The 16,803-nt window shown below is 69.5% G+C and carries 17 protein-coding genes; 10 read left to right on the forward strand and 7 right to left on the reverse strand.

The features are described 5' to 3' along the window. Positions 1-26: 26 nt before the first annotated feature. From ABZS29_RS30900 to ABZS29_RS30915, 4 genes are all read left to right on the forward strand, one after another. On the forward strand, positions 27-620 hold the full coding sequence (locus tag ABZS29_RS30900) for a hypothetical protein (protein ID WP_355467208.1): 594 nt from the start codon (positions 27-29) through the stop codon (positions 618-620). Positions 621-649: 29 nt separating this feature from the next. Then, positions 650-1,285, forward strand: coding sequence for a dienelactone hydrolase family protein (locus ABZS29_RS30905; RefSeq protein ID WP_355467210.1), 636 nt, complete (start codon positions 650-652; stop codon positions 1,283-1,285). After that, the gene (locus ABZS29_RS30910; protein ID WP_355467212.1) at positions 1,282-1,770 is read left to right on the forward strand and encodes a glutathione peroxidase; all 489 of its coding nucleotides are present in this window, start codon (positions 1,282-1,284) and stop codon (positions 1,768-1,770) included. The genes ABZS29_RS30905 and ABZS29_RS30910 overlap by 4 nt, the downstream gene beginning before the upstream one ends. A 65-nt stretch (positions 1,771-1,835) precedes the next feature. Further along, complete coding sequence (locus ABZS29_RS30915) at positions 1,836-2,339, forward strand: VOC family protein (RefSeq protein ID WP_355467214.1); 504 nt, start codon at positions 1,836-1,838, stop codon at positions 2,337-2,339. A 135-nt stretch (positions 2,340-2,474) separates the two neighbouring features. Here the strand turns inward: ABZS29_RS30915 and ABZS29_RS30920 are convergent, their stop codons facing one another. Then, a complete protein-coding gene (locus ABZS29_RS30920) occupies positions 2,475-3,734 on the reverse strand; it encodes an HRDC domain-containing protein (protein ID WP_355467216.1) in 1,260 nt (419 codons plus the stop codon). Then, entirely contained in the window at positions 3,731-4,333 is a 603-nt protein-coding gene (locus ABZS29_RS30925; RefSeq protein WP_355467218.1) for a DUF3000 domain-containing protein, read from the reverse strand. The genes ABZS29_RS30920 and ABZS29_RS30925 overlap by 4 nt, the downstream gene beginning before the upstream one ends. A 139-nt stretch (positions 4,334-4,472) precedes the next feature. Between ABZS29_RS30925 and hemE the strand changes: the two genes are divergently transcribed. The 5 genes from hemE to ABZS29_RS30950 are packed head-to-tail and all read left to right on the forward strand — an operon-like array spanning position 4,473 to position 8,513. Further along, entirely contained in the window at positions 4,473-5,504 is a 1,032-nt protein-coding gene (hemE, locus tag ABZS29_RS30930) for a uroporphyrinogen decarboxylase (RefSeq protein WP_355467220.1), read from the forward strand. Continuing rightward, positions 5,494-6,036 (forward strand): GNAT family protein, encoded by a 543-nt coding sequence (locus ABZS29_RS30935; RefSeq protein WP_355467222.1) that lies wholly within the window; start codon positions 5,494-5,496, stop codon positions 6,034-6,036. Before hemE ends, ABZS29_RS30935 begins: the two co-directional genes overlap by 11 nt. Continuing rightward, positions 6,033-7,442: a protoporphyrinogen oxidase gene (gene hemG, locus ABZS29_RS30940; protein WP_355467224.1), complete on the forward strand. Its 1,410-nt coding sequence runs from the start codon at positions 6,033-6,035 to the stop codon at positions 7,440-7,442. The genes ABZS29_RS30935 and hemG overlap by 4 nt, the downstream gene beginning before the upstream one ends. Continuing rightward, entirely contained in the window at positions 7,439-8,134 is a 696-nt protein-coding gene (gene hemQ / locus ABZS29_RS30945; protein WP_355467226.1) for a hydrogen peroxide-dependent heme synthase, read from the forward strand. The genes hemG and hemQ overlap by 4 nt, the downstream gene beginning before the upstream one ends. Position 8,135: 1 nt before the next feature. Then, complete coding sequence (locus tag ABZS29_RS30950) at positions 8,136-8,513, forward strand: VOC family protein (RefSeq protein ID WP_355467228.1); 378 nt, start codon at positions 8,136-8,138, stop codon at positions 8,511-8,513. Here the strand turns inward: ABZS29_RS30950 and ABZS29_RS30955 are convergent. From ABZS29_RS30955 to ABZS29_RS30970, 4 genes are all read right to left on the reverse strand, one after another. Next, positions 8,510-10,489 (reverse strand): AAA family ATPase, encoded by a 1,980-nt coding sequence (locus ABZS29_RS30955; RefSeq protein WP_355467230.1) that lies wholly within the window; start codon positions 10,487-10,489, stop codon positions 8,510-8,512. The genes ABZS29_RS30950 and ABZS29_RS30955 overlap by 4 nt on opposite strands. A 9-nt stretch (positions 10,490-10,498) precedes the next feature. After that, positions 10,499-10,915: a peptide-methionine (R)-S-oxide reductase MsrB gene (gene msrB, locus ABZS29_RS30960; RefSeq protein ID WP_355467232.1), complete on the reverse strand. Its 417-nt coding sequence runs from the start codon at positions 10,913-10,915 to the stop codon at positions 10,499-10,501. A 69-nt stretch (positions 10,916-10,984) separates the two neighbouring features. Continuing rightward, positions 10,985-13,375 carry a lamin tail domain-containing protein gene (locus ABZS29_RS30965; protein ID WP_355467234.1) on the reverse strand — a complete coding sequence of 797 codons (2,391 nt, stop codon included), beginning with the start codon at positions 13,373-13,375 and terminating at the stop codon, positions 10,985-10,987. A 127-nt stretch (positions 13,376-13,502) separates the two neighbouring features. Further along, on the reverse strand, positions 13,503-15,098 hold the full coding sequence (locus ABZS29_RS30970) for a M4 family metallopeptidase (protein ID WP_355467236.1): 1,596 nt from the start codon (positions 15,096-15,098) through the stop codon (positions 13,503-13,505). A 158-nt stretch (positions 15,099-15,256) separates the two neighbouring features. Here ABZS29_RS30970 and ligD point away from each other — a divergent pair, with 158 nt between their 5' ends. Then, positions 15,257-16,315, forward strand: coding sequence for a non-homologous end-joining DNA ligase (gene ligD, locus ABZS29_RS30975; RefSeq protein WP_355467238.1), 1,059 nt, complete (start codon positions 15,257-15,259; stop codon positions 16,313-16,315). On the opposite strand, the gene ABZS29_RS30980 is transcribed toward ligD, so the two are convergent. After that, positions 16,312-16,731, reverse strand: coding sequence for a hypothetical protein (locus tag ABZS29_RS30980; RefSeq protein WP_355467240.1), 420 nt, complete (start codon positions 16,729-16,731; stop codon positions 16,312-16,314). The genes ligD and ABZS29_RS30980 overlap by 4 nt on opposite strands. Positions 16,732-16,803 lie beyond the last annotated feature (72 nt).

The following is a 16,803-nucleotide window of genomic DNA, read 5'->3' on the forward strand; positions in this document are numbered from 1 at the left end:
GCAATCCACGCAAGGGCGCCTGTTTCATGGAGTTCGCGTCCTACCTGGCCGGGGAACCGTGGTCCGACCATCCGGCCTGCACCCATCCGCTGCTGGCGGGGGTCGCGCGCGACGTCAACGACTGTACGTCGGACGCCGGGCGGACCCGCCTGGCGCCGTTGATCCCGTCGGTGATCGGGCTGACGCCGGACGACCCGCACGTCGTACCGCGGGTGACGGCCCGGTGCATTCAGCACGCGCTGCCGGTGGTGTCCCAGGAGCGGCAGTACATCCTCGCCGTGGCCTTACTGGTGGGGGAGCGGCAGTTGGCGCTGCTCGACGGGCGGCCGCTGGACGACCTGGAACCGGAGTCGCGCGACGTACTGGAGTCGGTTCCGGCCGCGACCAAGTGGGCGCGTTCGTTCACTTCGCGAGCACATCGCGGTACGCCGGACTTCGCGCGCCGGACGGCGCCCAGAGCGGTGTCGTGTGCGGTCGAGGGGATCTCGCAGGCCTGCGTGCCGAATCCGGATGAGCGGCTGTTCGATCTGCTGACGGCTGCCATCGAGGAGACGAAGCGCTGGGTGCCCGCACCCGTGGAGCGTTCCGTTCGGCAGGAGGTCGTACCCTTCACCGTGTGACGTTGGAGATCGATACCGGTACAGGGTTGATGCCAGTTCACGAGTGGGGAGATCCCGACTCGTCAGCACCCGGAATCCTGCTGCTGCAGGAGATCTTCGGGGTCTCGCCGTACATCGAGCAGCGTGCTGCTGAGCTGTCGGCGCTCGGGTACTACGTGATCGCGCCGGAGGTCTACTGGCGGCTCGACGACGTCGACCTGGACGAGGACGCCGACGATCTGCTGGAGCGTGCGATCGGCACGGTGCAGCGACTCGACTGGGATCAGGCGGTCACGGATTGCGTGGCCGCCCTGGAGTACCTGCGCGGCCGCGATCGGCGTACCGGGGTGGTCGGGTTCTGCTTCGGTGGCGGCCTGGCCTTCAACGTGGCCGCGGTGTCGTCGCCTGATGCGCTCGTCAGCTACTACGGCTCCGCCTTGCCGAACCTGTTGCATCTTGTGCCTGATGTGACTGCGCCGAGCCTGCACCACTTCGGCGACGCCGACGAGTACCTGCCGGTGGATGACGTGGTGGCCGCGCTGGCCGGCGCCGAGGTCTACCGCTATCCGAAGGCCGGCCACGCCTTCGACAATCCGATGCCGGCCTTCCACGACACCGACGCCTCGGCGCTCGCCTGGGAGCGCACGGTCGAGTTCCTCAACCGCAACCTGCAAGGAGCCGCATGAGTCTGTTCGACATCCCGCTGACCACTCTGTCCGGTGCGCCGACGTCGCTCGGTGAGTACAAGGGCAAGGCTGTCCTCGTGGTGAACGTCGCGTCCAAGTGCGGCCTGACCCCGCAGTACGAGGGCCTGGAGAACCTGCAGAAGACCTACGCGTCACGCGGCTTCACCGTGCTCGGCGCGCCGTGCAACCAGTTCGGCGGCCAGGAGCCGGGGACGGCGGAGGAGATCGACACCTTCTGCTCCACGACGTACGGCGTCACCTTCCCGATGCTGGACAAGCTCGAGGTGAACGGCGACGACCGCCACCCCCTGTACGCCGAGCTCACGCAGACCGCCGACGCGGCCGGCGAGGCCGGTGACATCCAGTGGAACTTCGAGAAGTTCCTGATCAGCCCCGAGGGCGCGGTCGCCGCGCGGTTCCGCCCGCAGACCACCCCGGAGTCGCCCGAGGTCGTCGCGGCAATCGAAGCCCAACTCCCGAAGTAGCGGACGAATATTGGCCGCTTCTCCTCCTAGCGTGGTGATCACCAACCCACCAGGAGGAGAAGCCCATGAGCGTCGCCCCGGCCCCGCGGCCCGTTAGCCCGATCCCCGACGGGTATCACTCCGTGACCCCGTGGATCATCGGGCACGACACCGCCGCCCTGATGGACTTCCTGGCCGCCGCCTTCGGAGCTGTCGATCTCGGCGACCGCGTCGTCGACGAACACGGTCGCATCGGTCACGCCGAAATGCGGATCGGCGACTCGGTCGTGATGATGTTCGACCAGCCGGACTGGCCGCCGACGCCGGCCTTCCTGCGGCTCTACGTGCCGGACACCGAGCTCGCCCTGCAGAACGCGGTCGCCGCCGGTGGCACCGTCGTCACCAAACCCACGCACATGTTCTGGGGCGACGTCATCGCGCGCGTCAGCGACCCGTTCGGCAACCTCTACTGGCTGCACACCCGCATCGAGCACGTCGACGAAGCCGAACTCACCCGCCGCTACACCGACCCCAAGTTCCTCGACGCCATGACCTACGTCCAGAACTCGCTCTACCGCCCCCAGGTCTGACCCGGGGCAACACGAGCGGATATCCGCTGCTGTCGCTCGTTCTGCTGCCTGTAGACGGACGGAGAAGGGGCAACACGGACGGATTCCGTTCTTGTGCGCGGAGGGTGCTAGGGCGCGGGTACGGCGGGGGCGAGGTCAGTCGAGCGGGGTTGCGGGCTGTACGGCGATGGCGGCGGTCAGCGCGTCGGCGGTGAGGCCGATCTGCCATTCGCGGGCGTGGTGGTCGCGCAGGAACGTCGAGACTGCGGCCAGGTCGGCGTCGGCGGGCGGAGCCCAGGCGAGGCGGCGGATGGTGTCGGGGGAGAGCAGGTTCTCCGTCGGCAGCCGGTGCGCCTCGGCGATCTCGGAGACGGCGGCGCGGGCGGCCGACAGCCTCGCTGCGGCCTCGGGGTCGCGGTCGGCCCAGGCGCGGGCCGGCGGCGGGCCGTCGTACCGGGGGCCTTGTTTGGGGAGTTCGGTGTCCGGCAGTCGCCGGGCGTGGTCGATCGCCTCCCACCAGACACGCATGTGGCGGTGAGCTCCGCGACCCTTGAACGCGGTGAGCTTCTGCAGGGTGTCGCGGTCGGCGGGCATCGCGGCCGCGGCCTCGACGATCGCCGCGTCGGGCAGGATCCGCCCGGGGGAGATGTCGGCGGAGGCGGCGATCTGGTCGCGAGCCTCCCACAGCGCCCGTACGACGGCCAGGCTGCGGCGATTGCGGACGCGGTGCATGCCCGAGGTCCGGCGCCAGGGGTCCGGCTTCGGTTCGCGCGGCGGTGCAGCCAGGATCGCGGCGAACTCCTGCTCGGCCCACTCCCATTTGCCCTCGCGCCGCAGCTCGGCCTCGATGGCGTCTCGGAGCTCGATCAGCATCTCGACGTCCAGAGCGGCGTACACGAGCCAGGGCGCCGGGAGCGGCCGGGTGGACCAGTCGGCCGCCGAGTGCTCCTTGCGCATCCGGTAGCCGAGGACCTCGCTGACCAGCGAGGCCAGACCGACCTTCGGGTAGCCGAGCAGCCGGCCGGCCAGCTCGGTGTCGAAGACCTTGCGCGGAACCATGCCGACCTCGGCGAGGCAGGCCAGGTCCTGGTTCGCGGCGTGGATGATCCACTCCGCGTCGATGATCGCGTCACCGAGCGCGGACAGGTCACCGAACGGGATCGGGTCGACCAGCGCGGAGCCGGAGCCCTCGCGACGCAGCTGGACCAGATAGGCGCGGTGCGAGTAGCGGTAGCCGGACGCGCGCTCGGCGTCGACGGCGACCGGGCCGCTCCCGGCGCGGAAAGCGTCGATGACTTCGGTCAGCGCAGGCTCGGCATCGACGACGTCGGACAGGCCGTCGCGCAGTTCGAGGAGAGGCAGCTCTACGGCCGGTTCTTCGGCGATCGGCGGCTGCTGGGCTTCGGGCTGGCTCATCGGCCCCGCTGACCGCGCCGGGTCGGCATCGCGACCACGCCCGGCGGAACCGGCGGCAGTCCGGCCGCCGTACAGAGCACTTCGCCCCACGCCTCCGCGTGCTTCGTCACGTCCACCAGTCCACCAGGTCCGGGCACGGGACTCCAGGACGCACGGATCTCGATCTCCGCCGTCGCCTCGTCGTCGGCCATGCCGCCGAAGCTCTCCGACACCACGCGAGTGACGGTACCGCTCGGGGCCAGGTACTCCGCACCCCGGTCGGCCAGCGCCTCGATCAGCCAGGTCCAGCCCACGCCGCCAAGCAGCGCGTCCGTCACCATCTCCGGTTCGACGGCAGCGCGCACGTACGCGACACAGCGGAAGGTCGACTGCCAGGCGTCGTTCCCGGCCGGGTCGTAGAGGACGACGAGCCGACCGGTGGCGACATCGTCGCCCTCGATCGTCACATCGGCGCTGACCGCGGCCGCATGCGGAGCGATCCGTTGCGGTGCGGGCATCTCCTCGACGAACACCTCTGGCCGGAACCGGGCACCGCGTAACTGCGTCACGGCCTCGGCGAACTCCGCGGGTGGCGCGTCGACCTGCTTGCGGGCACCCATGCTTCGCAGCCTACGACTGATTACGCACCGACGCCCGCGACGACGCGCCGGTAACCGAGTGCGAGCGGGCGGAAACCGGCACCGGCCGGGCCCGGAAAAGTCGTTGTGTGCAGCGTGGGATCATCAACAGGTGCCTTCGATGCTTGCCCGTTCCCCCTTCTTGCTCGCCGCTCGCGGTGAGCCCGGTCCGCACACTCCGGTGTGGTTCATGCGGCAGGCCGGCCGCGCGCTGCCCGAGTACCGCGCGGTCCGCGAAGGGACCACGATGCTCGAGTCCTGCATGCGCCCCGACCTCGTTGTCGAGATAACGCTGCAGCCGGTACGCCGTTACGGCGTCGACGCGGCGATCTTCTACTCCGACATCGTGACGCCGCTGAAGGCGACCGGCTTCGGGGTGGAGATCAAGCCCGGTGTCGGGCCCGTGGTGGCGGACCCGATCCGGGACCACGCGGGACTGGAGGCGGTGCGGCCGGTGACGCCGGCCGAGGTGTCGTATCTCACGGAGTCGGTGCAGCAGCTCGCGGCGGAGCTGGGGGAGACCCCGCTGATCGGATTCGCGGGCGCGCCGTTCACGGTGGCGTCGTACCTGGTCGAGGGCGGGCCGAGCAAGGACCACGCCAAGACCAAGGCGCTGATGCACAGCGACCCGAAGCTGTGGCACGCGCTGGCCGACCGGCTCGCCGATGTGGCGATCGCCTATCTGGTCGCGCAGGTCGAGGCGGGCGCGTCGGCCATCCAGCTGTTCGACTCGTGGGCCGGTGCGTTGTCGCCGCGCGACTACGAGCAGTTCGTGCAGCCGCACTCGGCGAAGGTCTTCGAGGCCCTCTCCGCGTACGACGTACCGAAGATCCACTTCGGGGTGAACACCGGAGAGCTGCTCGGCCTGATGAGTGCGGCCGGTGCGGACGTGGTCGGTGCCGACTGGCGGGTGCCGCTCGACGAGGCCACCCGGCGGATCGGTGGGAAGCCAGTGCAGGGCAACCTCGATCCGGCCCTGCTGCACGCGGGCTGGGAGGTGCTGGAGGCGGAGATCGACCGGATTCTCGCCGAGGGCCAAGCGGCACCGGGGCACATCTTCAACCTCGGTCACGGCGTCCCTCCGGATGCCGACCCGGAGGTGCTGACCCGCATCGTCAAGTACGTCCAGTCGACGTCTGCCCGTGCAGTCTGAGACCCCGCTGCCCGGGTACGGCGTCGCTCTCGCGCGGTTGACCCCGGATCACGCCGACGCGCTGCTCGACTTCGAACGCGAGAACCGCGCGTACTTCGCCGCCTCGATCGCCGACCGCGGTGACGAGTTCTTCGCGAACTTCAGCGAGATGCTGCAGGCCCGCCTCGCGGAGCAGACGGAAGGCGTCTGCCAGTTCCACGTGCTGGTAGCCGACGACGGCACCGTGGTCGGCCGGGTGAACCTGGTCGATATCGAGGACGGGTCGGCTGAGCTGGGCTACCGGATCGCCGAGCGTGCTGCGGGACGCGGGTTGGCTACGGCCGCAGTGCGGGCGATCGCGCGGATCGCGGCGAAGGAGTACGGCCTGCGCCAATTGACCGCGGGCGCAGCAAAGGCCAACGTCGCGTCGTGGACCGTCATGGAGCGCGCCGGCTTCCGCCGGGTCGGTGAATCGCGGGGAGACGCGCCTGCGGGTGATGCACGCGGTGCGAGGCCCCAAGTGCAGTACGTGTTGACGTTGGAGGATCTGTGAGCCGGGTGGTTGTGGTTGGTGGCGGAATTGCTGGGCTGGCGGCTGCGCATGCGCTGGCCAGTGGGCCCAATCCGCCGCAGATCACCGTGCTCGAAGGTTCGCCGCGGCTCGGCGGGAAGCTCGCGGGCGCCGAGGTCGAGGGCGTGCCGGTGGACCTGGGGGCCGAGTCGGTGCTGGCTCGCCGGCCCGAGGCGATCGACTTGATCAAGGCGGTCGGGCTCGGCGCTGACCTGGTGCATCCGGCCACGACTTCGGCCGGCTTGTGGGTCGGTGACCGGATCCGGTCGATTCCGCCGACGGTGATGGGTGTCCCGGTCGACCCGGCTGCCACGGCCGACGTACTGGGAGCTGCGGCTGCCGAGCAGGTCGCACACGAGACGGAGTTGCCGCCGCCTGCGCTCGAAGAGGACGTGGCGATCGGTCGGTTCGTTGCCGAGCGCATGGGTTCGGCGGTGACCGACAAGCTGATCGACCCGCTGCTGGGCGGGGTGTACGCGGGTAAGGCGGACGAGATCTCGCTGGCTGCCGCCGTACCGGATCTGTATGCGAAGTTGCGGACGGCGCCGAGCCTGCTCGCCGCCACGGCCGAGCTGCGCGAAGCTGGGCAGAAGCGAGCCGGCCAGCCGGTGTTCGCTGGAATCGTCGGTGGTGTGAACCGGCTGATCGCCGCGCTGGAGCAGGACCTGCTCGCCCGCGGTGTCGTGATCCAGCGCCAACTCACCGTACGGCGAATCACCCGCACCCCAGACGGCTATGCGTTGGAAGCAGGCCCGGTTCCGGCGCCGACGCATCTGACCGCGGACGCGGTGATCGTCGCGACGCCGGCCGCGCCCGCGAGCCGGATGCTGGCCGAATTGGTGCCCACGGCATCGACCGAACTGGCCGCGATCGAGTACGCGAGTATGGCGATCATCACGCTCGCCGTCCGCAAGACCGACTGGCCGGCCGACGCGACCGGCTCCGGCTTCCTGGTCCCGTCGGTCGAGGAGCGGACCATCAAGGCGTCGACGTACTCACATGCCAAGTGGCAGTGGTCGACCGACGCCGGGGGAGAGCTCGCCGTACTGCGGACCTCGGTCGGCCGGCTCGGCGAGGAGTACGTGCTGCAACGGTCGGACGAGGAGCTTGTGCGGTTGGCTGCGGCCGACCTGAAGCGGGCGATCGGCCTCGAGGGACCGATCGTCGGCTCGATCGTCACCCGGTGGGGCGGTGGCCTTCCGCAGTACGCCGTGGGTCACCTCGACCGGGTCGCGCGGGTCGAGGCAGCGGTCGACGAGCTCCCGGGGCTGGCCGTCTGCGGGGCGGCGTACCGGGGTGTCGGGATCGCGGCCTGCGTGGCCTCGGGTGTGAGAGCGGCCACCCGGGTGCGTGGTTTCACCGATTCATTGGAGAGAATGGTCCCGTGACGGAGAAGCCGAAGGCCCGCGAGCTCAACAATGTGATCCGCTACACGATGTGGTCGGTCTTCAAAGTGGAGACCCCGCTCGGTGACGCGGACCGCGACGAGCTGACCGCGGAGCTGTCCGAGCTGGTCGGCAAGCTGGCCGCCGACGACGTGGTGATCCGCGGGATCTACGACGTCGAGGGCTTCCGCGCCGACGCCGACTTCCTGGTCTGGTGGCACGCTCCGACCTCGGACGCGCTGCAGAAGGCGTACCACGCGCTGCGCCGCTCGCGCCTCGGCCGGCACCTGGCACCGGTCTGGTCGCAGCTCGCGCTGCACCGCCCGGCCGAGTTCAACAAGAGCCACATCCCGGCCTTCCTGGCCGACGAGGAGCCGCGGGCGTACGTCTGCGTCTACCCGTTCGTCCGCTCCTACGAGTGGTACCTGCTCCCCGACGAGGAGCGCCGGTTCATGCTCGCCGAGCACGGCAAAATGGCGCGCGGCTACCCGGACGTCCGGGCCAACACGGTCGCCTCGTTCGCCCTCGGCGACTACGAGTGGATGCTGGCCTTCGAGGCCGACGAGCTGCACCGGATGGTCGACCTGATGCGCGACCTGCGCGCCTCCACCGCCCGCCGGCACGTCCGCGAGGAAGTGCCGTTCTACACCGGCAAGCGGACCGAGCTGGGCGAGCTGATCGCCAACCTGGCCTGACATGCAGCGCAAGGCGTTCCCGGTGCTCTACGTGAGCAATGTCCGGCGGTCGGTCGAGTTCTACGCGCTCCTCGGCTACGAGATGACGTACCAGTTCCCGCTCGAGGGCGACCCGCACTACGTCGGTCTGGAGCGCGGCGACTCCTCACTGGGAATCGCCGACTCCAGCTGGCCGGAGGCGACTCTCGGCATCACCGTCGGTACGGCGCCGCGCTTCGAGCTCTTCGTGTACGTCGACGACGTCGAGGCCGAGGTCGCGGTCTTCCGCGCGGCCGGGCACCCGGTGCTCCAGGAGCCGGCCACGATGCCGTGGGGCGAGCGCCAGGCTTACCTGGCCGATCCCGAGGGCAACCCGGTAGCGCTCGCCACCCCGATTTAAGTGCCGGGCTTCTGGAAGAGGTAGTCCTCGGCGCGCATCGACATCGGCGGACGGACGTCCTCGGGCAGTAGCTCGCGGAGGTCCTTCTCGGTCAGGCTGTCGGGGTCGCGGGCGGACAACCGGGTCGCCTGGTTCGAGATCGCCTCTTCGAGCACGTTGCGGATGAAGCGGCCGTTGCCGAAGTTGTGACCTCGCGGCGACGGCGGAATGATCGACCGGACCACGTCCAGTACGTCGTCGCTGTACGTCATGCCCTTGTACCGCGCCTGCAGCTCGAAGATCGCGACCAGCTGGTTGGTGTCGTACTCGGCGAACGACAGCAGCTTCGGGAACCGTGACGCCAGACCGGTGTTCGACTCCATGAACCGCTGCATCTCGCGGTGATACCCAGCGACGATCACGATGCAGTCGTTGCGGTGGTCCTCCATCAGCTTCAGGATCGTCGCGATGGCCTCCAGGCCGTAGTCACCCGGGCTGTTCTCCGGGACCAGCGTGTACGCCTCGTCGACGAACAGCACGCCACCGATCGCCTCGCGGAACTTCTCCGCGGTCATCGGCGCCGTCGTACCGGTGCTGGAGCCGACCAGGTCGGAGCGGTCGACCTCGACCACGTGCCCCTTCTCCAGGACGCCGAGCTGGTGGTAGATCCGGCTCAGCAGCCGCGCGATCGTCGTCTTCGCCGTACCGGGTTTGCCGACGAAGACCATGTGCCGGGCCCGCTCGTGACTCGGCAGGCCGAGCTCCTGGCGGCGCAGGTTGGTCTTCACCTCGGCGACCATCTTGCGCACCGAGTCCTTCACCGACTCCAGCCCGACCAGCGAGTCGAGCTCGGCGAGCGGGTCGTTGGTGAAGTCAACCGGCCCGAGTACGGCGGGCTTCGGCTTCTCCGCGGGGTTGCTCGGCTGTGCGTTGTCCCAGGCGGACGAGAGCGAGACCTCGGTCTGCTCGACCGCCGCCATCGGCCGACGGTCCCGGTCGAGGAGCCGGAAGAGCGCGTCGAGATCGGGGATCTGCGGGTCCGGCCACGGCCCGTCGTTTAGCGCGCCGGACAGGTGCATCGAGACCCGGGTGGCCGCCGCGGCCCACATGCGGGCGGTCGCGCGCTGATCATGCCGTACGGCGCGCGCCAGCCAATCAGTGTTGGTCGACAGCCAGGCCTGCGGCCGGAAGCCGGTCCGCGCGGAGGCGAAGGCCTTTTCGACGTCTTGTGCGGCCGGGCCGAGGATCTGCGCGACGGCCGGCGGCAGGCTGCTCAGCCGACCGGCCAGGACCATCCCGGCCATCAGCTGCGCAAAGTCACCGGCATCGTCATCCGGAATCGCCATCAGCAGCTTGGCGTGCGCGTCCCGCAGGGAGTTGAGCGAATAGCGCAGCGCAGCGTTCGGGCCGGACAGCTCCGGCAGTACGACGCGCTCCGCCTCCGTGAGCGCCGACGTCCGCCAGTACTGCACGATCGCCGGATAGTCCGCGGTCGTGTGCAGGTGGATCGCCTCGCGGTCCGCGAGGATTCGGTCGAACACGGCAGTCAGCGCCTTCGCGCGTGCGGCCAGCGGCGGCGCGTCCAGGAACATCGCGACGACGTCCCGGGACACCTCGACCGCGTGCCGCCGGTTGGGCTCGCGGAATCCTTGCGCGCCCGCGATCACCTGCAGCGGCCAGTCGGTCGCGGCGATCTGGACGATGTGCCCGGCTCCGCCGACCCGGTACGTCGGCCGCTGGAACTCACGCGTCAGTTCGGCGCCGAGATCGGCGTACGGGCCGTGCAGCACCGGGATCCACCCCGCGAGCAGCGGGGCGACCTGGTGGGTGAACCACACCGCGGCCGGGGTCCCCTTCGCGAACCCCGCGAAGGCATCCGGGCGCAGCGGCCGCAACGACCGCGCGTCGTGACCCCAGCCGTGCAACCTCTGCCGGACGGCCGTCACCCAGGCCCCCGGCACCTCCCACGCCTGCTCAGCACCCAGGACATCCAGCACCGCAGCAGTCTACTGGGGAGCGAGAGTCAGGCTGACGCTGTTGATGCAGTAGCGCTGGTCGGTCGGGGTGCCGTAGCCCTCGCCCTCGAACACGTGGCCCAAGTGCGAGCCGCAGTTCGCGCAGCGCACCTCGACGCGCTTCATCCCGAGCGTGGTGTCGGTGATGTACTCGACTCGGTCCTCGGCGAGCGGGGCGAAGAACGACGGCCAGCCGCAGTGCGAGTCGAACTTCGTCTCGCTCCGGAACAGCTCGGCGTCACACGCCCGGCACTTGTAGACACCGACGGTCTTGGTGTCGGTGTACTCACCGGTGAAGGGTCGCTCCGTACCGGCCTTGCGCAGCACCTGGAACTCCGCGGGGGACAGCTGCGCCTTCCACTCCGCTTCGGACTTCTGAACGGCGTACTGCTTGGTGGAATCAGTCACCTCATAAGTATCGGCGGTAGCGCAAGGAAAACCCCGCGCCACCGCCGACACGTAAGACTGCGGCAATACCTACCGGATCCAGGACGGCAGCGGGATCACCCGCACCACCTGGGGGTCGTGGTCGCTGATCTGGTCGGGGAACTCCGCGTTCATGTGCACCACGTCGTACGACGAGGCCGGCTGCAGGTTCTTCGAGATCAGGATCTGGTCGAGGATCTGGCTGTTGCCCTCGAACACGTAGCTGTAGCGCTCCTTGAGCGGCAGCGTCCGGGGCATGTCGATCAGCGCGGTCTTGCCCGAGCCGACCAGGATGTCGGTGGTCTCGGAGAAGTCGAAGTCGTTCAGGTCACCGAGCACGATCACGTTCGCGCCCTTGTCGTGAGCGAAGATCTGGTCGACGAAGCCGCGGACGGCCTGCGCCTGCTGGTGCCGCTTCGGCGCGGACGACTGGACCGGCGGCTGGGTCCGGCCCCACAGCGGCGTGTCGCCGCCCTTGGAGCTGAAGTGGTTGACCACCACGAACAGGCTCTGCCCGTGCCAGGTGAACTCGCCCGCGAGCGGGACCCGGGTGGCGGCCCAGGCCGGGTTGGCCGGGTCGACGCGGCCGGGAGAGGCGCTCAGGTGCGGCCGGCCGAACCGGTCGGTCGTGATCGTGGTCGCGACCGTGGAACCGCCGCCGGCGCGGTCGACGAACTTGACCGGCTTGTCGGTGCGGTAGAGGAACGCGACCCGGATGTTGCCGCCCGGCTCGCCGCCCTCGGCGTTGTTCACCGGATCGATCTGGCGATACGCGTACGTCGGTCCGCCGGCCTTCACGATCGCCGCGGTCAGCATGTCGAGGGTGAGGTTGGCGGCCGTCGTACCGGAGTTGGTCGCGCCGTCGTTGTCCTGGACCTCTTCCAGCCCGATGATGTCGGGCGAGGCGAGGTTCTTCACCACGGCCTGGGCGAGTCCGTCGAACTTGGCGTCGCCGTCGGACGGGTCCAGGTTCTCCACGTTGAAGGTCGCGACCGAGACCTGCAGCGGCGAGGACGCCTTGGTCGTCTCGCGCTTCACACCGCCGTCGATCACGGTCGGCGTCGTGGTCGGCAGCAGCTTGAAGTTGCCGAAGCCGTAGTCGACGATGCCCGCCACGGTTCCGGCCAGCTTGTCACCGGTCTTCGCATCCGGGATCGGCGTCAGCAGGTCGTCGAGCAGGATCCGCTCCGGGTTGCTGTCGGTCTTCTGCGACACGATGCCGCCCCGAACAGTGCGGACACCCGAACCCGCCGGTACGACGGACAGCTCGCGGAAGGAGCTGGTCGGCCCGGTCACCTCGGGGTTGGCGATGCCGGTCCACATGCCCTCGAGCGACTCCCAGAAGTCCAGGCCGTCCTCGGCGGGATCGAATGTGCCGGTGGTCTCGACGTCACCGGACGAGTCGTTGTCGATCACGGTCGACGGCGGCACCCGGCCACCCGGGCCGACCAGCGTCGGAGCCGGTACGGCGGCAGTCCCGGTGACCGTGATCTTGGCCTGCGTCAGCTCGGTCGTGGTGAGGTTCGTGGTACCGCCGGAGCCGCCCGGCCGGAACTCGGCCACGGTGCCCTGCACCGTCACCGCGTCGCCCACGGCGACTGTCGGCGCGGAGCTCGTGAAGACGAACAGGCCCTCGCTGGTCGCCGGGTTGTCGTCCGGCTGCGGGTCCTGGAACCAGAAGCCGTTGCTGCTCTTGGCGCTGACCACGCCGGTGACGTTGCCGACGAGCTTGCCGGCCAGCGGCGACAGGTGCGCGGCGCCCTGGATGTCATGGATCTTCGCGTCGATCGGGTCCGGCGGCGGCGGAGTGTTGGTCAGCAGCTTCGGCGACGGCGCTACCTCGGCGAACTCGGTGCTGTTGTTGTCGGCGTCCGTGGTCGGCACCTTGCGGGTGGCTGACGTCGTGTTCGAGGTGCCTGGCGCGGCAGCGGTCTCGAAGTCGTTGGCGGCGCCGTACCCGACGAAGTCGACCACGCCGGGCGCGGTGGCGCAGCCCGTCGTACAGGTCAGGCTGGCGGTCGCGGAGACCAGGGCGACCTTGCCGGAGGCGGCGGACATGTTCACGCTGCCGGTGGCGTCCGGCGTCGGCAGCGGCTGCCCGTTGGCGCCGCCGGACGCGCCCTGGGCGAGGTAGACCCCGCCGGGCGCGATCGAGCCGGTGAGCGTGATCTTGTTGGTCCACGAAGTGCCGGCCGCGGAGGCGTACTGGATCGTCCAGCCGGTCAGGTCGACCGGAGCGGAACTGTTGTTGGTCAGCTCGACGAAGTCGTTCGTGTACGGCGCTCCGCTGTTGCCGCCGCCGCCGTACACCTCGGTGATGACGACCGAGGTGGAGGCGGCGCCCGCCGGGGCGGCCGCGATGACGGCCGCGCCGGAGGCGATAAGTGTGGAACTGATGACCAGCGCGCCCAGGCGGCGGCTCGGTCGAAGATGGGCAGACATGTCGCGGATTCTCACACCCGCGCAGGTCCGCCGGAAGGTCCAGTACGTGAACAGCTGAAACCACACGGGGGATCATTCGCCGGTCCTGCCCGCCCCAGTGGGGCAGGACCGGCGAACTCACCAGCTGCTAGTTGACGCTGACGGCCGTCCAGGTGGCGGCCACCGCGGCCCGCTCGGGGCTGCTCGCGCCGTACAGGTCGGTGGCCGCGTTCAGCGTCGCGGTCCGGGCCTGCGCGTAGTTGGTGCTGGTCGTCATGTAGACGGTCAGCGCGCGGTACCAGATCTTGCCGAGCTTGTCGTGACCGATGCCGGTCAGCGACGTGTTGTTGCAGGTGCTGCCGTTGTGCGGCAGGTTGCCGATGGTCTTCGGGCCGGTGCCCTCGGCGAGCAGGTACGCGAAGTGGTTCGCGACGCCGGAGGAGTAGTGCACGTCGAGGTTGCCGACTCCGGACGACCAGCAGTCGGCCGACTTGCCGTCCTTGCTCGGCTTGTCCATGTAGCGCAGCGCCGGGCGGTCCTTCATGATCCGCTCGCCGATGTAGTAGTCGCCGGGGTCGGCGGCCTTGTTGGAGTAGAACTCGACCAGCGTGCCGAAGATGTCGCTGGTGGCCTCGTTCAGGCCGCCGGACTCACCGGAGTAGGTCAGGTTCGCGGTGGCCGAGGTGACGCCGTGGGACATCTCGTGGCCGGCCACGTCGATCGAGACCAGCGGTCCCGCCATCACGTTGTCGCCGTCGCCGTACGTCATCTGCTTGCCGTCCCAGAAGGCGTTGACGTAGTTCGAGCCGTAGTGCACGCGGCTCGGAACACCCTTGCCGTCGTTGAAGATGCCGTTCCGGCCGTGCGTGTTCTTGTAGTAGTCGAACGTCGTCGCGGCGCCGTAGTGGGCGTCGACGGCCGCGGTGGCGCGGTCGGCGTTGGCGCCGGTGCCCCAGTGGTTGTCCGCGTCGGTGAACTTTGTCGGGACGATGCAGCCGAAGCCGAACAGCTGGCACAGGATCGACTCGGTCTTGTTGTTCGCGTCACCGGTGAAGCCGTTGCCGCGGGCCGGGTCGGTCAGCGTGAAGCCGCCGGTGGCCGCGGTGGTGTCCAGCGGCACGGTGCCGGAGTACAGGCTTTGGCCATCGCCGGTCGCGGTCTCGATGTGCTGCTCGCTGACCAGCTTGGCGCCGGTGAGGGCGTCGATGGTGGTCGTGATGTGGCTCGGCGTCCCGTCGGCCTGGGTGCCGGTCGTGGTGACCAGGTAGGCCAGGCGCGGCGCGCCCTTGCGGGCCTCGATCACCAGGGCGGGCTTGCCTTCGGCCTTCTGGCCCTTCGCGAGCGCCTTGCCGGTGGCGGTGGCGATGCTGACCTTCGGCGTCCGGTCGACGTTCGCGCTCTTGGTCAGGGTCACACTCGCGCCCTTCCAGGCGCCGTCGGCGGCCTGGTGGACGACGACGTCGCCACCGAGGACCTTCAACCCACCGATCGTGCGGTCCATCCGGACGTGGGTGGCGCCGGACTTGTCGACGATCACGTCCCGGACGGCGAACGCGTCGGCGGCGGTGGCCTTGAGCCCGGCGAGGTTGTCGCCGACGGCTGCCTTGGCCCGGGCGACGGCGGCTGCCGGAGTGGGGAGAGGGGCTGCCGTGGGCGCACCGGTGGCGGTGGTGGCCGAGGTCAGCCCGAGGGCGGTAGTGGTCGCAACTGCGGTGGCAGCGGCGAACAGGGCGGATCTGTTCATCCTCGCGCTCCTTCAAGAAGCGTCCCGGAGGCCTCACGCCCCAGGAACGAAGTGCGTGTACGTTACCGCCCAGTTACCCGGCGTGGCCAGGGTTTGCGAAAAGTTGCCTTTCCGCCGTAATTCCCTCGATTGTCCGTCCTGGGCGGTAGCGTCACCGCATGGCGGCGACCAAGGCGATCGAGCTCGAGATCGGCGGGCGGCAGGTGCGGGTGAGCAACCCGGACAAGCCGTACTTCGCGGACCGCGGGCTGACCAAACTCGACATCGTGAACTACTTCGTCGCGGTCGGCGACGGCATCCTGGGCGCGCTCCGGGACCGGCCGACCACGCTGGAGCGCTGGCCCGGCGGCTGGTTCGAGGGCGCGAAGCTCTCCACCCGGGCCGACAACCGCGGCGACGCGTTCTATCAGAAGCGGGTCGCCAAGGGAGCGCCCGAGTGGGTGGAGACGGCGACCATCAAGTTCCCGAGTGGCCGGCCGGCCGACGAGGTCTGCCCGACCGAGCTGGCCGTGGTGGCCTGGGCGGTCAACCTGGGGACGCTGACCTTCCACCCCTGGCCGGTCCGCCGGCCGAACCTCGACAATCCCGACCAGCTGCGGATCGACCTCGACCCGCAACCGGGGACGGACTTCAAGAGTGCGGTCGCTGTTGCCCCGGCGCTGCGTGAGCTGCTCGCGGAGCACGGCCTGGAAGGGTTCCCGAAGACCTCGGGTGGCCGCGGTCTGCACGTCTACGTGCCGATCGAGCCGCGCTGGGACTTCGTCCAGGCGCGCCGGGCCGTGATCGCGCTCGGGCGCGAGCTGTCCAAGCGGCTACCCGACCAGGTCACGGTCAACTGGTGGAAGGAAGAACGCGGCGAGCGCATCTTCATCGACTACAACCAGATGGCCCGGGACCGGACCATCGCCTCGGCCTATTCGGTCCGTCCCAACGCGCGCGCCCGGGTCTCGGCGCCACTGCGCTGGGAGGAGCTCGAGGACGTCGTACCGGACGATTTCGATGTGCTCACGATGCCGGCCCGGTTCGCCGAGGTCGGTGACCTGCACGCCGCGGTCGGCGAGCAGGCCTTCTCGCTGGAATCGCTGCTGGAGCTGTCGGCCAAGCACGAGCGTGACCACGGCGAGGCCGACCTGCCCTACCCGCCGGAGTATCCGAAGATGCCCGGCGAGCCCAAGCGCGTCCAACCCTCCAAGGACAAAGACCGCCCGAAGGACTAGGCGGTGCCGTCCTTGTACACCGGGTGGTAGTCGGTGGTGCCGTTGACCTTCACGACCCAGACCCGGACCGGGGTGCCCTCAGGGATGTCGCCGCTGGCCCAGCCCGAACACCACTCGGCGGCATGGCCTCGGGTGCTGATCTTGCGGTCGATGGTGCCGTTGCGGCCGATGTCCAGCCGCACCTCGATTCCCCACCCGTCCGCCTCTATGTCGCACGCGGCGATCGCGTCCCCGGGGGCAGTCCCGCTGTGGAACGGCCGCGGGTCTTCTCCCGGGTCCTGCTGCCAGAGCCCGTAGCCGCCGCCCTCGTAGGCGCCGTAGCTGAAGGAGGCGGCGTTCGCGACGCCGGTCATGGTGACCATCAGAGTCAGGGTGCCGAGCAGTACGCCGGCCGTGCGGATCTTGGTTCGTCGCATAGGTCAGTTCCCTCCAAAGGGGGCGAATGAGGTTGTTAGAAGATAACAGCGCCTCTGTGATCTACGCGAGGA

It is taken from the genome of Kribbella sp. NPDC005582, from assembly GCF_040605415.1.
GTDB lineage: Bacteria > Actinomycetota > Actinomycetes > Propionibacteriales > Kribbellaceae > Kribbella.

What these genes read in the sequence shown, in the direction of transcription:
- ABZS29_RS30900 (WP_355467208.1), top strand. Translation starts at nt 27, where the DNA reads ATGGAGTTCGCGTCCTACCTGGCCGGGGAACCGTGGTCCGACCATCCG.
- ABZS29_RS30905 (WP_355467210.1), top strand. Translation starts at nt 650, where the DNA reads ATGCCAGTTCACGAGTGGGGAGATCCCGACTCGTCAGCACCCGGAATC.
- ABZS29_RS30910 (WP_355467212.1), top strand. Translation starts at nt 1,282, where the DNA reads ATGAGTCTGTTCGACATCCCGCTGACCACTCTGTCCGGTGCGCCGACG.
- ABZS29_RS30915 (WP_355467214.1), top strand. Translation starts at nt 1,836, where the DNA reads ATGAGCGTCGCCCCGGCCCCGCGGCCCGTTAGCCCGATCCCCGACGGG.
- ABZS29_RS30920 (WP_355467216.1), bottom strand. Translation starts at nt 3,734, where the DNA reads ATGAGCCAGCCCGAAGCCCAGCAGCCGCCGATCGCCGAAGAACCGGCC.
- ABZS29_RS30925 (WP_355467218.1), bottom strand. Translation starts at nt 4,333, where the DNA reads ATGGGTGCCCGCAAGCAGGTCGACGCGCCACCCGCGGAGTTCGCCGAG.
- hemE (WP_355467220.1), top strand. Translation starts at nt 4,473, where the DNA reads ATGCTTGCCCGTTCCCCCTTCTTGCTCGCCGCTCGCGGTGAGCCCGGT.
- ABZS29_RS30950 (WP_355467228.1), top strand. Translation starts at nt 8,136, where the DNA reads ATGCAGCGCAAGGCGTTCCCGGTGCTCTACGTGAGCAATGTCCGGCGG.
- ABZS29_RS30965 (WP_355467234.1), bottom strand. Translation starts at nt 13,375, where the DNA reads ATGTCTGCCCATCTTCGACCGAGCCGCCGCCTGGGCGCGCTGGTCATC.
- ABZS29_RS30970 (WP_355467236.1), bottom strand. Translation starts at nt 15,098, where the DNA reads ATGAACAGATCCGCCCTGTTCGCCGCTGCCACCGCAGTTGCGACCACT.
- ligD (WP_355467238.1), top strand. Translation starts at nt 15,257, where the DNA reads ATGGCGGCGACCAAGGCGATCGAGCTCGAGATCGGCGGGCGGCAGGTG.
- ABZS29_RS30980 (WP_355467240.1), bottom strand. Translation starts at nt 16,731, where the DNA reads ATGCGACGAACCAAGATCCGCACGGCCGGCGTACTGCTCGGCACCCTG.